Origin of the sequence: Neisseria sp. (assembly GCF_041804105.1) — a bacterium.
GTDB lineage: Bacteria > Pseudomonadota > Gammaproteobacteria > Burkholderiales > Neisseriaceae > Neisseria.
Map to the genome: position 1 here is coordinate 1 of NZ_JBHCJY010000019.1, position 12088 is coordinate 12088.

The following is a 12088-nucleotide window of genomic DNA, read 5'->3' on the forward strand; positions in this document are numbered from 1 at the left end:
CAAGGCCGTCTGAAAAACTTTTCAGACGGCCTTTGCCGTTTCGCGCCCATGCGCACGGGCAATGGCAGGTTAGGGTTCAGATCCCGTTTGGCCGGTCGTTGCCGTTTGGCCAGCCGTCGAGACGTTCGACGGCAAGCAGGAACGGCGGGCGGTTGCGGCGGTTGGTGAAACGGTATTCCAACACGGCAAACCGCTGCTGCGGCAGGGATGCCGCCCATGCGGAAACGGCGGCGGCTTCGTGTTGTCCCGCTTCGTGGCCGGGGTAGAGTGCGGCGAGCAGCAGGCCGTCGGGGGCGAGCAGGCGGAGTGCGGCATCGAGCGCGGTCAGGCTGGTATCGGTTCGGGTGGTCAGGGTTTTGTCGCCGCCGGGCAGCCAGCCGAAGTTGAACACGGCGGCGGCGAGCGGTTCGCAAACGTGTGCGGCCAGCGTTTCGTGTCCGGCGCAGACCAACCGCACTTGTGCCGCCGCGCCCGCTGTTTCGAGCCGTGCGCGGGTGGCGGCGATGGCGGCGGGTTGGATGTCGAATGCCCAAACTGTGCCGCCTGCGCCGGTGCATTGCGCCAGCAGCAGCGTGTCGTGGCCGTTGCCCGCCGTGCCGTCGAGCACGGTATCGCCCTGCCGGATGCGGGCTTTGAGCAGTTTGTGGGCGAAAGGAAGGATGTTGTCGAGATACATGTTGCGCTTCCGTTTTCAGACGGCCTGTTGCGGGGCAGGCAGGGGGTTACGGTTTGGCCGGTGTTCGGTAGATCCATTCGATGTTTTCGTGGGCGAAGGCTTCGGGGAACAGATAATCGCCGCGGTACAGGGCGATGTCGAGATGCTGCCATTTCGGGGCGAAGGCAGGGTGTTGGCTGTGGACGGCATCGGCAATCAGGGTGGTGCAGTAAAACGGGTTTTGGTGGCGGGCGGTCAGCACGAATGCCCGGCCCGCCTGTGCTTTTGCGTGGCGCGCGGCGGCGGCGGCCTGTTCGGGTGTCAGGAAGCGCGCACGGGCAACGGCGATGCCGTCGGCACGGTCTGCAGCGGCGAAATCGGCCAGCGGCGTGAGCAGAACCCGGTTGGGGCGTTCGGGGTCGTCGTCGGTGGTCGCATGGGCGACGACGGGTTGCGGGCGGACGGCAACGAGTATGCCGATATGGGAATACGGGCTGCGGCTCAGGGTTTTGATCAAGCGGCTGTCGGCGGATGTGCCGCTGCGGAAAACCCAGTCGCCTTCGCGCAGCAGCGCGGCATCGGGCAGCGGCAGCGGCGGTTGTTCCGGCTTGCACAACAGCAGGAACGCGGCTGCCGCGGCAGTAATCAGCAGGATAAGGATTGCCCGTACGGGCAGGCGGTGGCGGGGCATATCGGGATGAAGGCCGTCTGAAAACAGGGGAGATTATAACGGGGAATCGCGGACTGTCGGCCGGAAAACGGCGGCAGGGCAGGGGAAGCTGCTGTGTTGTCGTGGCTTCCAATCCGACTGCGGCAGGGTGGGTATGGCCGGCTGTGAGGATGTAACCGTATGCAGCCGTTGTGGCGGTGTTTCAAAATACGGCCGGCCGGAAACCTGTTTTCAGACGGCCTGTGTTTGGGGGCGGGTTGGTTTTTGGATGCGCTGGACAAGCGTCGTCCGTTTACGCAAATCCGCTATGTTTTGCCGAGCAGTGGGAGATTCGGAGCGGATGGTTGCAAAAAATATACCAATATCGTCATGCCCGCGCAGGTGGGAATCTACGGTTAATATCTGCAAGTGCATGAATCAAAAAGAGTTCTTAAATTTGAAAACTGGATTCCCGCCTGCGCGGGCATGACGGCATTTATGTAATAGGCGTATCATGCAAACCCGACCAACCGCAAAGGCCGTCTGAATCTTTTTTTCAGACGGCCTTCGTTTCGACATTCAGCAAGCGGATTGCGTTCTGCGCGGGCATGACGGCATTTGTGTAATAGGTGCGTCATCCAAATCCGGCCAACCGCAAAGGCCGTCTGAATCTTTTTTCAGACGGCCTTCGTTTCGAGACAGCGAACGGATTGCGTTCTACGCGGGAATGACGGCATTTGTGTAATAGGTGCGTCATCCAAATCCGGCCAACCGCAAAGGCCGTCTGAAATCTGTTTTCAGACGGCCTTTGCGGTATCCGGCAAACGGACTACTGCGGCTGCACGGTAAACGGCATTTCCGCCTTCTGCCACTGCACGCTTTCGTAGGCCAGTGCGTCGGCAATCAGCGGGCGGGTGTCGAGCCAGTCGCGGTTGATGCGCAGGACGAAGCCTTTGCCGTCGTCGGCGGGGCGAAGCTGGGTGTGCGGCGGCAGTTCGAGCGGCAGGCGGGCGCGGCAGAACAGGGCGGCCAGGCGCAGGCTCAAGACGGCAAACCACATCAGGCGGCGGTTGCCGACGATGTCGGTCATTTTACGCAAATCGCCCCTGTGGGCCAGCACGAGCTGCGACAAAACGGTCTGCTCTTTGCGCGAAAAACCGGGCATGTCGGCCTGTTCGAGAATATAGGCCGAGTGTTTGTGGTAGCCGGTGTGGGAAATATCGACGCCGATTTCGTGCAGACGGCCTGCCCAGCCGATGTATTGCTGCCAGTCGGCCAGATCCTGTAGGCCGGTATTGTCGGCGCGGCACAGGCTTTCCATGAATTTCTGCGCGGTTTCGGCCACGCGCGCGGCCTGGTTGGTGCTGACGTGGTAGCGTTTTTGGAATTCGGCGGTGGTTTGGTCGCGCATGTCTTCGTTGAGGCTGCGGCCGATGAAGTCGTAAAACACGCCGTCGCGCAGGGCGGCTTCGGTAACGGTCATTTTTTCGATGCCCAGTTCTTCAAACGCCGCCATCATCACCGCCAGCCCGCCGGCGAACACTTCCACGCGTTCGGGTTTGAGGCAGTCGAATTTGGCTTTTTTCACCGAGCCTGCGTCGGCAATCCGCGCCGCCAGCTTCTTCATGCCTTCGAGCGTGATGTCGGCGTTTTGCGGGTATTCGGCGGCAAGCACGTCGCGGATGGATTTGGCCGAACCGGACGTGCCGACGGCGAAATCCCATCCCTGCCGCTTCATCAGTTTGCTGATGCGCTGGATTTCGTTGCGGGCGGCGGAGATGGCCGCCTGAAAGTCTTTCTGGCCGGTTTTGTGCCGGAAAAAACGCATGCTGTAGGTTACGCAGCCCAAGGGCAGGCTCTCTGTGATGACGGGCTGCAAGTCGGAGCCGATGACGAATTCGGTCGAACCGCCGCCGATGTCGATGACCAGCATCGAATCACCGTTGGGCGGCAGGGTGTGCACCACGCCGGTGTAAATCAGCCGCGCTTCTTCGCGTCCGGCGATGATTTCGATGGGAAAGCCCAGCACAGCTTCGGCTTTGGGCATGAATTCGCCGATGTTTTTCGCCACGCGGAACGTATTGGTGGCCACCACGCGCACCTGTTTTTCGGAAAAACCGCGCAGCCGTTCGCCGAATTTGGCCAAACATTCCAACGCCCGTTCCTGCGCTTCCTGCGACAGGTTTTTGGCTTCGTCCAAACCGGCCGCCAAACGCATCATCTGTTTGAACGAATCAATCACTTTGAGCTGGCCGTTGTGGTTTTCGCAGATTTGCAGGCGGAAGCTGTTGGAACCCAAATCGACGGAAGCCAAAACATTCGACAGAGAGGCAGTCATAATCAAACCGTTGTGCAAGTTGGAAAAGCCGTCATATTACCGCGCGTGCACTCGGGCTGACAATTACGGCGGCGCAAAGGTCTGATATGTATCAGAAGCGGCGGGAAATTTTCAGACGGCCGTCTGAAAACCCGTCCGCAGGGCCGCCGCAGCGGTGGCGGAAACCCCCGAACCGCACCAAGGTGTCGCAGATTGCAACGGTCATGCGCCTCCCGGGCGGCGGAAACTTTATCCGCCGCAGGCGAAACCTTATAATTGCAGCCCGAGACGGCTTCAGGCCGTCTGAAACGACGAAACAACATCCGACAACCATTTGGCCGATACATAATATGGAAAACCGATTTTCACCCGTCCGCCGCCGCCTGCTGCTTGCTTCAGGCGCGCTGCTGCTGTCCCCGAAACTCGCACTTGCAGGCGCGCAGCGCGAAGAAACCCTGTCCGACGACGTTGCCTCGGTCATGCGCAGTTCGATTAACAACGTCAATCCGCCGCGGCTGGTGTTCGCCAACCCCGCCGACGGCCGCCGCTGGCTGCGCGATATGTCGTCGCGGCTGGCCCGTTTCGTTCCCGATGCGGCGGAACGCGAGCGCCTGCTGATCAACATCCACTACGAAGCCAGCCGCGCGGGACTCGACCCGCAGGTGGTGCTCGGCCTGATTGAAGTCGAGAGCGGCTTCCGCCAATACGCCATCAGCGGCGTGGGCGCACGCGGGCTGATGCAGGTGATGCCGTTTTGGAAAAACCACATCGGCGCGCCTTCGCACAACCTGTTCGACATCCGCACCAACCTGCGTTACGGCTGCACCATCCTGCGCCATTACAACAACGTCGAAAAAGGCAACCTCGTCCGCGCGCTCGCCCGTTTCAACGGCAGCCTCGGCAGCAACAAATACCCCAACGCCGTGCTCGGCGCATGGCGCAACCGGTGGCAGTGGAGTTGAAACGGCAGCCCCGTCCCGAAACCGAAGGCCGTCTGAAACAGATATTCAGCGTTTCAGACGGCCTCATGCAAGCAGATACCGAGAGGAGACATTCTGAATGAACGATATAAACGGCAGGCAAAACAGGCCGTCTGAAAAAACAGAACACGGCAGACGAGGGCATACGGCCTATATATGGTCGCTGCTGTTGTTGGCCCCGCCGTTGTCGGTGGGTATATGGCTATATTCTTTGGATTCGTATGATGGTTGGATGGTTTTGGTGTGGATATATCTCATGGTGTATGCATTTCCTGTATTTATCTTATGCGCACTACCAATCTGCATTCTCCGTCCTGCATTCGGCTTAGGCGGTGTTGTGGCAAGTGCTACAACATGTACGGCGGCGATGGTGGGTTTGACGATATTGGTGGGTGCTATGGGGACAGCAGATGGCCGTGAAATTGTTAATGCCATGCTCAGCGGCGGTTTCATCGGTTTGCTCCTTTCCCTGCTGCTGCCGGGCAAACACAGGCCGTCTGAAACGGCGGCTGCGTCCGGCCATCCGGATGACAACCGGCCCGCTTCCGCATCGGAAAACCAAAGCGGGTAACGCAAACGGACATGGCCGTCTGAAAAGCGGCGGCCGTTTTGAAGGTGCGCAGGCGGAGCAGGATAAATTATCAGCGGCTTGCGGCAGTGCTGTATAATCCGCCGGAACAATGATTCCGAACTGTTTTTCAGACGGCCTTTCCGCAACAAAGGCCGTCTGAAAATGACCGCAACAGGCAACCGCCGCATAAAGTCGACACACCATGGCCAAAGACAACCGCATCCAGATGCTTCCTGCCGAATGGCGCGCCAGCACGACGCTCTCGGGCGTATACGCGCTCAGGATGCTGGGGATGTTTCTGGTGCTGCCCGTGCTGGCACTGTATGCCGCCGGCCTGCCGGGTGCGGCAGACAATAAGGCGCTGGTGGGGCTGGCGATGGGCATGTACGGCCTGACGCAGGCGCTGATGCAGTTGCCGCTGGGCATGGCGTCCGACCGTTTCGGGCGCAAGAAGGTGATTTATTTCGGCCTGATTGTGTTTGCCGCAGGCAGCTTTATGGCCGCTGCCGCCGATACGTTGGAAATGCTGGTGGCGGCACGCGCGGTGCAGGGGGCGGGGGCGGTCAGCGCGGCGGTAACGGCGTTGCTGGCCGACTTGACCCGCGACGGCGTGCGTACCCGCGCGATGTCGATGGTGGGTTTGAGCATCGGGCTGACGTTTTCCGTGAGCCTTGTGCTGGCGCCGATATTGACCGAGCTTGTCGGCGTGCCCGGGCTGTTCGCACTTACGGGCGTGCTGACCGTGATCAGCATCGGCGTGGTGGCTTGGGCAACGCCCAATCCGCAAATCTCGAAACTGCATGAAGACGCGGAAGCCCAGCCCGCGCGGATGGGCGAAGTGCTGCGCGACAGCCGCCTGCTCGGTTACGATTTCGGCATTTTCGCGCTGCACGCTTCCCAGATGGCGCTATTTACCGCACTGCCGTTTGCGCTGGTGGATTTGGGTTGGGACAAAGTCCAGCATTGGAAAGTCTATCTGCCCGCCACCGTTATCGGCCTGATTGCGATGGTGCCGCTGGTTATCGTGGGGGAAACGCGCAACAAACTCAAGCAGGTATTCCTGCTGGGCATCGCCTGCGTAGCCGCCGCACAGATTGTCCTGTTTGCAGGTTTGGGTTCGCTGTGGAGCATCGGCCTGTGTCTGGCGGTGTACTTTATCGGTTTCAACGTATTGGAAGCCAGCCTGCCGTCGATGGTGTCGAAAACCGCCCCGTCTGACTTGAAAGGCACGGCCATGGGCGTGTACAACACCATGCAGTCGGTGGGGCTGTTCAGCGGCGGTGCCGTCGGCGGACTGCTGTTCCAGCATTACGGCTTTAGCGGCGTATTCGGCTTCTGTACCGCATTGCTGCTGCTGTGGCTGCTCGTCGCCGCGTGCGCCCCCGCCCCGCAACCTGTTAAAAACCTCGGTTTCGCCGTACCTCCGGCGTGGCAAGGCAGGCAGGAACCCCTCAGGCAGCGGCTGTCCGCCGTTGCAGGCATAGAGGCCGTAAGATTCAGTTCAGACGGCCAAACCGTTTACATCAAGGCGTTGCAGGAAGGTTTCGACCAAACAGCCGCCGAACAAATCATTTCAGGAGCAAACTGATGTCATCATTAAACAAAGTCATCCTTATCGGCAATCTCGGCCGCGACCCCGAAACCCGCTACATGCCCAACGGCGAAGCCGTGTGCAATTTCAGCATCGCCACCAGCGAAACCTGGAACGACCGCAACACCGGCCAGCGTCAGGAGCGAACCGAGTGGCACAACATCACCCTTTACCGCCGCTTGGCCGAAATCGCCGCGCAATACCTGCGCAAAGGCAGCTCGGTTTACATCGAAGGCCGCATCCAAAGCCGCAAATACACGGGTAAAGACGGCATCGAACGCACCGCCTACGACATCATCGGCAGCGAAATGAAAATGCTCGGCTCGCGCAACAGCGGCGGCAGCTCCGCAGAATACGGCGACCAAGGCGGTTACGGCCAGCCTGCACAGCAGCCGTACCAAAACGCCCCGCAACAGTATCAAAATGCGCCGCAGCAATACCAAGGCGCACCGGTATACCAGCCCGAAACCCCGAGTGCCCCTCCCGCCGCTCCACGCCGCCAAGCCCCCGCCGCGCCGGCCGCACCGGTGGACGATATTGACGACGATATCCCGTTTTAAATCAGTATCCACACGCAGCAAAGGCCGTCTGAAACATTCAGACGGCCTTTGCTTTCGCTTGAAATGTGTTTGGATAATGTGCCGGTATTGATACCGATGAAGATGCGGCGGAACGGGTTGACAATACGCACGCCGCCGCGTCAGGTTGAATCCGTTCTCCAACGCTGTTGCAGAGATTCAAATTTCAGACGGCCTGGATGCAACAGTTGCTGGAAGAATACCGTCCGGATGCGTTTGGGAAGTTTGCGCGGCGGCGGGGTTTTGTTACAATAATGCCCGCGCAACAATTTACGATGCAAGCCGCCTTGAAGACTGGCGGCTTGTATTTTTATTTATCCGCCGCCGCATCAGGCGGCAAGTCATGAGAAAACGAAATGCAGAAAATTCCTTTAACCATCCGCGGTGCGGAAATGCTCAAGGCCGAATTGCAGCAGCTTAAGAGCGTTGCCCGTCCCGAAATCATCGCAGCCATTGCCGAGGCCCGTTCGCACGGCGATTTGTCGGAAAATGCCGAATACGAAGCGGCCAAGGAGAAACAGGGCTTTATCGAAGGCCGTATTTCCGAATTGGAACGCAAGTTGTCCGTCGCCCACATCATCAACCCGCAGGAAATCCATGCCGAAGGCAAAATCGTGTTCGGCAGCACGGTAACGCTTGAGGATTTGGAAACGGAAGAACACGTTACCTACCAAATCGTCGGCGAAGACGAAGCCGACATCAAACACGGTAAAATCTACGTCGGCTCGCCCATCGCCCGCGCGCTCATCGGCAAGGAAGAGGGGGACACCGCCGAAGTGCAGGCACCGGGCGGCGTGCGCGAATACGACATTATTTCGGTCGAATACATCTGATTTGCAGGGCGTTGCCCGGCTGTTTTGATACGAGCCGTTATCAAAGGCCGTCTGAAAGGGTATGTAAATACCGTTCAGACGGCCTTTTGTTCGTTCGGTAAATTTACATTCAGAAATGTACGGGAATGGCATACAATCTGCCGGCTTACAAAAACGGATTTTTACGATAAAGGGACAAACGGTATGAACAAAACAGCGATTATGTTGGCCGCGATGTGGCTCGGTATGCAGATTACCGCAGGCTATATTGCCGCTCCTGTTTTATTCCGCGAACTGCCGCGCGTTCAGGCGGGCGCGATTGCGGGCGAACTGTTCGGTTTCGTTTCGTACGGCGGCATTCTGATTTGGCTGCTGCTGTATCTGGTCGGCAGGCTGAGTGAGAAACGCCGCAACAGGCCGCCTTACACCGGCAAGCTCGTGCTGTTGCAGGTTTTGCTGCTGACCGCAAACCAGTATCTGATTACGCCTGTCATCGATGCGCTGAAAGCCCAACAGGGCAACTGGCTGCTTAATTTGGCCGGCGGTACGTTCGGCATGTGGCACGGCATCTCCGCCACCGTTTATCTGGCGGCTGCGGTACTGGGCGGTTGGCTGGTGTGGCGGTTAATCAGGTTGGAATGGCGTTGACGCGTTGCCTGTGGTGCAAAGGCCGTCTGAAACTGGTTTTCAGACGGCCTTTGTTTGGGTTTTATGTGATGGTTGTTTGATGACTGCCGTTTTTTTGTGATTCGATTGGCGGTGAAATTTGGGCATGAATTCCTGCCTGAGCGGGAATGACGGGCATATAGCGGTAATCAGGCCGTCTGAATATTTTTCAGACGGCCTTTGTTTGGTTTTGTGTGATGGTTGTTTGGTGATTGCCGTTTTTATGTGATTCGATTGGCGGTGAGATTCGGGCATGGATTCCCGCCTGCGCGGGAATGACGGATGGGGGGCAGCAACAAGGCCGTCTGAAAAACGTTTTCAGACGGCCTTGTTGCTGCTTTACGGTAAAACGGCAAATCCGTTACGGCGGCGGAAAAACGGTCACTCTGTGCCTGTCGCAACGGGTTTGCAATGCTGTATGCCGTCAAAACGGGGGTTTTGGCAAACGGGATGGCTGAAACGTATCTGCCTTATGTTCAGCCGTTTGCTGCGGCAGCGTCGAAGAACAGGGCTTCCTGACGCAACCCGTTGCCGTCGGCATCGGTGAGGGCGGATGCGGCGGCAGCGTGTTTGATGACGACCAGGCTGATGCTGCCGTTTTCCGTGTGGGCGGTATTGAGCAGGATGCCCGCTTCGTCGCCGTCGGCGTGTACGGCGATGCCTGCGGCTTCGAGCGATGCGCCCGAAAGCACGGCCAGGCCGCGTTTGACTTGGCCGCGGTATTGGGCGCGGGCGATGATTTCCTGGCCGGGATAGCAGCCTTTTTTGAAGTGGATGCCGCCGATGGTGTGTTGGTTGAGCATTTGGGCGACGCAGGTTTCTTTGGTGGCGGCGCAAATCCACGGGTAGCCGCTGCGGATTTCGTGGACGTTCCACGCGTTTTCGGCAGCGGCATCGTAGGGGGCGAGCAGTTCGGCGGGGCCGGTTTTCAGACGGCCTTTGTGCGGCAGGGTGATGATGTGGACGCCGTCTGAAAACGCGGCTTCAAACGCGAGTGTGGGCGTTGCGGCGGGCAGCGGTTCGGCACCGTCGTCCAGTTCGCAGGACACGGCGTAATCGGGCAGCGGCGCGAACTGTACTTTGGCGCGCAATACGAACATCCGCAGCCGTTTGACGACGGCTTCGGCCAAATCCGCGGCCATGAGCAGCAGGATGTCGCTGCCGCTGCGCTTGAGCACCAGCATATTGGCAATCACGCGGCCTTTGGGGGTGTTGTAGGTGGCGTAGCAGGCATGGTTGTCGGGCAGGTTGCTGATGTCGTTCGACAACTGGTTGTGCAGGAACAGGGCGGCTTCTTCGCCGGATGCCTGTATTACGCTGAAAAAGGGTAAACGGGTGTGCATGGTCAGTTTTCCTTGCGGGGTTGGGCCGTCTGAAACGGCAGCGTTTTGCGGCGGCTCAGCGGCGGCCGGTTTTTTTGACAGGTTGTGTTCGGATATGGTGTTGATGCTGAATTTTCCGCCGTTTCTGCGCAGGCGGGTATCCGGTTGTGATGTTCGCAAACAGTTGTTTAATAAAAAAGATACTGGATTTCAGGCATGGATTCCCGCCTGAACGGGAATAACGGAAGCGGGACAATCCGTCTTAACCCGTATCCTGCCGACTCTAATCTCCGAACACAGTATTTTCGTCAATCAAGTTTCGGCGGTTGCCGTTATGCGCCGGCGGCGGGAACGGTTTATTCGGCCACAGCTTCATCCGCCCTATTTTTTCAGACGGCCTTCGGTTGCGGAAGATACCTTTTTATATCATACGGTTAGTCGGATTTAAACGGCTTTTGCTCAACGCTGTACCGCCGACACTTTGATTTCCACCCGCCATTCCGGTTTGGCCAAACGGGCTTCCACACAGGCACGGGCGGGGGCGCGGTTCGGGGCGACCCATGCGTCCCACGCACGGTTCATCGCGGCGTAGTCGGCCATATCGCTCAGAAAAACGGTGGCTTCGAGAATGTGCGCTTTGTCGGAGCCGCATTCGGCCAGCCAGCGGTCGATTTGCGCGAGCACGTCGGCGGTTTGCGATTCGGCATCCGTGCCGTTTTCGGGCACCATGCCGGAAAGGAAGACGAAACCGTTGGCAACGACGGCTTCGGAAAGGCGCGGGGTTTGTCCGTGGTAGGTAATGTTCATGGCGGGACTCGGTTTTAATGGCAACGGTGGCTATGTTAACATACAGGCCGTCTGAAAAAACGTTTTCAGACGGCCTGCCAACCGTTTGGGTGCAAAATCCATGAGCAAACCCGATTACCCCGTTACCCCGGCCGTGCGTTTTCTGCGCGCGCACGGCATCGCGTTCGAGCCGCACCTTTACGCCTACGAAGAACGCGGCGGCACGGCGCATTCGGCGGCGTGTCTGGGTGTGGACGAACACAGCGTCGTCAAAACCATCGTGTTGCAGAACGATAAAAAGCAGGGGCTGATTGTATTGATGCACGGCGACAAACAGATTTCCACCCGCAACCTTGCCCGCCAATTGGGCATGAAGCACATCGAACCCGCCGCGCCGCAGCAGGCTGCCAAGTGGACGGGTTATTTGGTGGGCGGCACTTCGCCTTTCGGCACCAAAATGCCGCTGCCGGTGTTTGTCGAACGCAGCATCCGGGATTTGGAGATCATCTACATTAACGGCGGCAAACGCGGTTTTTTAGTCGCCGTCGCCCCCGCAGCTTTGGACAGCCTGAATCCGCAGGATGTCGAAGTGGCCGTCTGAAACGGCGTACGGATGTTGTGTGCGCCTGCGTAAGGAGTGTCGGCTGCGGTACGGCAACGCAGCGGCGGCCGTCTGAAACGAAACCGTATCCCGCTTTCGATCCGCCGTTTTGCCGAATTTTGAGTGTTCAGACGGCCTTACCGTTTTAATTTGCCCTATTTAAAGTTCCGTACAAACAAGGAGTCATGCCATGAACAACGAAATCGTACCCGCCCCCGATGTCCCGCCCGAGCAGGACAAGCTGCGCGACTACCTGATGGTCATCTACATCCTGTATGCCGTATCCGTCGCTACCGGCCTGACGCTGCTGGTGGGCGTGATTATAGCTTATGTGAAGCGCGACGATTTTTACGGCACGCCGTATTTCGACCACATCCAGTACCTGATTAAAACCTTTTGGATTACGCTTATCGGCAGCTTAATCGGTGCCCTGACCATGTTTCTGCTGATTGGCTTCCTTATCCTGACGCTGGTATTTGTATGGTTTATCTACCGTGTGGTGGTGGGGTTCGTGAAGTTTTACGACAACAAACCCATTTCGTCCCACGGCTGGCTGTAAG

At 58.5% G+C, this 12088-nt stretch carries 16 protein-coding genes; 10 read left to right on the forward strand and 6 right to left on the reverse strand.

Features of this window, described 5'->3' with window-relative positions; translation table 11 throughout:
• Window positions 1-76: 76 nt before the first annotated feature.
• Together ACEYDX_RS01815 and ACEYDX_RS01820 are read right to left on the reverse strand one after the other, a co-directional pair.
• Entirely contained in the window at window positions 77-676 is a 600-nt protein-coding gene (locus ACEYDX_RS01815; RefSeq protein WP_373740333.1) for a class I SAM-dependent methyltransferase, read from the reverse strand.
• Window positions 677-722: 46 nt separating this feature from the next.
• Window positions 723-1346, reverse strand: a complete 624-nt coding sequence (locus ACEYDX_RS01820) for a YiiX/YebB-like N1pC/P60 family cysteine hydrolase (RefSeq protein ID WP_373740334.1) — start codon at window positions 1344-1346, stop codon at window positions 723-725.
• Window positions 1347-1505: 159 nt separating this feature from the next.
• Here ACEYDX_RS01820 and ACEYDX_RS01825 point away from each other — a divergent pair, with 159 nt between their 5' ends.
• Window positions 1506-1724: a hypothetical protein gene (locus ACEYDX_RS01825; RefSeq protein ID WP_373740335.1), complete on the forward strand. Its 219-nt coding sequence runs from the start codon at window positions 1506-1508 to the stop codon at window positions 1722-1724.
• A gap of 409 nt (window positions 1725-2133) precedes the next feature.
• On the opposite strand, the gene ppx is transcribed toward ACEYDX_RS01825, so the two are convergent.
• On the reverse strand, window positions 2134-3642 hold the full coding sequence (gene ppx / locus ACEYDX_RS01830) for an exopolyphosphatase (RefSeq protein ID WP_373740336.1): 1509 nt from the start codon (window positions 3640-3642) through the stop codon (window positions 2134-2136).
• Between the two features lie 329 nt (window positions 3643-3971).
• On the opposite strand from ppx, the gene ACEYDX_RS01835 reads away from it, so the two are divergent.
• The 4 genes from ACEYDX_RS01835 (at window position 3972) to ACEYDX_RS01850 (ending at window position 7323) form a co-directional block, all read left to right on the forward strand.
• Window positions 3972-4583: a transglycosylase SLT domain-containing protein gene (locus ACEYDX_RS01835; protein WP_373740337.1), complete on the forward strand. Its 612-nt coding sequence runs from the start codon at window positions 3972-3974 to the stop codon at window positions 4581-4583.
• 355 nt (window positions 4584-4938) lie between these two features.
• Window positions 4939-5172, forward strand: coding sequence for a hypothetical protein (locus ACEYDX_RS01840; RefSeq protein WP_373740338.1), 234 nt, complete (start codon window positions 4939-4941; stop codon window positions 5170-5172).
• Window positions 5173-5374: 202 nt separating this feature from the next.
• Window positions 5375-6760, forward strand: coding sequence for an MFS transporter (locus tag ACEYDX_RS01845; protein ID WP_373740339.1), 1386 nt, complete (start codon window positions 5375-5377; stop codon window positions 6758-6760).
• Window positions 6760-7323: a single-stranded DNA-binding protein gene (locus tag ACEYDX_RS01850; protein WP_373740340.1), complete on the forward strand. Its 564-nt coding sequence runs from the start codon at window positions 6760-6762 to the stop codon at window positions 7321-7323. Before ACEYDX_RS01845 ends, ACEYDX_RS01850 begins: the two co-directional genes overlap by 1 nt.
• On the opposite strand, the gene ACEYDX_RS01855 is transcribed toward ACEYDX_RS01850, so the two are convergent.
• Entirely contained in the window at window positions 7320-7454 is a 135-nt protein-coding gene (locus tag ACEYDX_RS01855; protein WP_373740341.1) for a hypothetical protein, read from the reverse strand. The two genes, ACEYDX_RS01850 and ACEYDX_RS01855, sit on opposite strands and share 4 nt — an antisense overlap.
• Window positions 7455-7520: 66 nt before the next feature.
• Here ACEYDX_RS01855 and ACEYDX_RS01860 point away from each other — a divergent pair, with 66 nt between their 5' ends.
• From ACEYDX_RS01860 to ACEYDX_RS01870, 3 genes are all read left to right on the forward strand, one after another.
• The gene (locus ACEYDX_RS01860) at window positions 7521-7688 is read left to right on the forward strand and encodes a hypothetical protein (protein WP_373740342.1); all 168 of its coding nucleotides are present in this window, start codon (window positions 7521-7523) and stop codon (window positions 7686-7688) included.
• 9 nt (window positions 7689-7697) lie between these two features.
• Window positions 7698-8174 (forward strand): transcription elongation factor GreA, encoded by a 477-nt coding sequence (greA, locus tag ACEYDX_RS01865; RefSeq protein ID WP_373740343.1) that lies wholly within the window; start codon window positions 7698-7700, stop codon window positions 8172-8174.
• 183 nt (window positions 8175-8357) lie between these two features.
• Window positions 8358-8801: a DUF4149 domain-containing protein gene (locus ACEYDX_RS01870; protein WP_373740344.1), complete on the forward strand. Its 444-nt coding sequence runs from the start codon at window positions 8358-8360 to the stop codon at window positions 8799-8801.
• Between the two features lie 494 nt (window positions 8802-9295).
• Here the strand turns inward: ACEYDX_RS01870 and ACEYDX_RS01875 are convergent, their stop codons facing one another.
• Together ACEYDX_RS01875 and ACEYDX_RS01880 are read right to left on the reverse strand one after the other, a co-directional pair.
• Window positions 9296-10162 (reverse strand): folate-binding protein YgfZ, encoded by an 867-nt coding sequence (locus ACEYDX_RS01875; RefSeq protein WP_373740345.1) that lies wholly within the window; start codon window positions 10160-10162, stop codon window positions 9296-9298.
• A 438-nt stretch (window positions 10163-10600) separates the two neighbouring features.
• Window positions 10601-10948 (reverse strand): RidA family protein, encoded by a 348-nt coding sequence (locus tag ACEYDX_RS01880; protein ID WP_373740346.1) that lies wholly within the window; start codon window positions 10946-10948, stop codon window positions 10601-10603.
• Between the two features lie 100 nt (window positions 10949-11048).
• On the opposite strand from ACEYDX_RS01880, the gene ybaK reads away from it, so the two are divergent.
• Window positions 11049-11528 carry a Cys-tRNA(Pro) deacylase gene (ybaK, locus tag ACEYDX_RS01885; protein ID WP_373740347.1) on the forward strand — a complete coding sequence of 160 codons (480 nt, stop codon included), beginning with the start codon at window positions 11049-11051 and terminating at the stop codon, window positions 11526-11528.
• A 190-nt stretch (window positions 11529-11718) separates the two neighbouring features.
• On the forward strand, window positions 11719-12087 hold the full coding sequence (locus ACEYDX_RS01890) for a DUF4870 family protein (protein ID WP_373740348.1): 369 nt from the start codon (window positions 11719-11721) through the stop codon (window positions 12085-12087).
• The last annotated feature ends 1 nt before the right edge of the window (window position 12088 follow it).

Bases quoted from the DNA above. Each gene is read 5' to 3' on its own strand.
- ACEYDX_RS01815 (WP_373740333.1), bottom strand. From the start codon at position 676: ATGTATCTCGACAACATCCTTCCTTTCGCCCACAAACTGCTCAAAGCC.
- ACEYDX_RS01820 (WP_373740334.1), bottom strand. From the start codon at position 1,346: ATGCCCCGCCACCGCCTGCCCGTACGGGCAATCCTTATCCTGCTGATT.
- ACEYDX_RS01825 (WP_373740335.1), top strand. From the start codon at position 1,506: ATGCAGCCGTTGTGGCGGTGTTTCAAAATACGGCCGGCCGGAAACCTG.
- ppx (WP_373740336.1), bottom strand. From the start codon at position 3,642: ATGACTGCCTCTCTGTCGAATGTTTTGGCTTCCGTCGATTTGGGTTCC.
- ACEYDX_RS01835 (WP_373740337.1), top strand. From the start codon at position 3,972: ATGGAAAACCGATTTTCACCCGTCCGCCGCCGCCTGCTGCTTGCTTCA.
- ACEYDX_RS01845 (WP_373740339.1), top strand. From the start codon at position 5,375: ATGGCCAAAGACAACCGCATCCAGATGCTTCCTGCCGAATGGCGCGCC.
- ACEYDX_RS01850 (WP_373740340.1), top strand. From the start codon at position 6,760: ATGTCATCATTAAACAAAGTCATCCTTATCGGCAATCTCGGCCGCGAC.
- ACEYDX_RS01860 (WP_373740342.1), top strand. From the start codon at position 7,521: ATGCAACAGTTGCTGGAAGAATACCGTCCGGATGCGTTTGGGAAGTTT.
- greA (WP_373740343.1), top strand. From the start codon at position 7,698: ATGCAGAAAATTCCTTTAACCATCCGCGGTGCGGAAATGCTCAAGGCC.
- ACEYDX_RS01870 (WP_373740344.1), top strand. From the start codon at position 8,358: ATGAACAAAACAGCGATTATGTTGGCCGCGATGTGGCTCGGTATGCAG.
- ACEYDX_RS01875 (WP_373740345.1), bottom strand. From the start codon at position 10,162: ATGCACACCCGTTTACCCTTTTTCAGCGTAATACAGGCATCCGGCGAA.
- ACEYDX_RS01880 (WP_373740346.1), bottom strand. From the start codon at position 10,948: ATGAACATTACCTACCACGGACAAACCCCGCGCCTTTCCGAAGCCGTC.
- ybaK (WP_373740347.1), top strand. From the start codon at position 11,049: ATGAGCAAACCCGATTACCCCGTTACCCCGGCCGTGCGTTTTCTGCGC.
- ACEYDX_RS01890 (WP_373740348.1), top strand. From the start codon at position 11,719: ATGAACAACGAAATCGTACCCGCCCCCGATGTCCCGCCCGAGCAGGAC.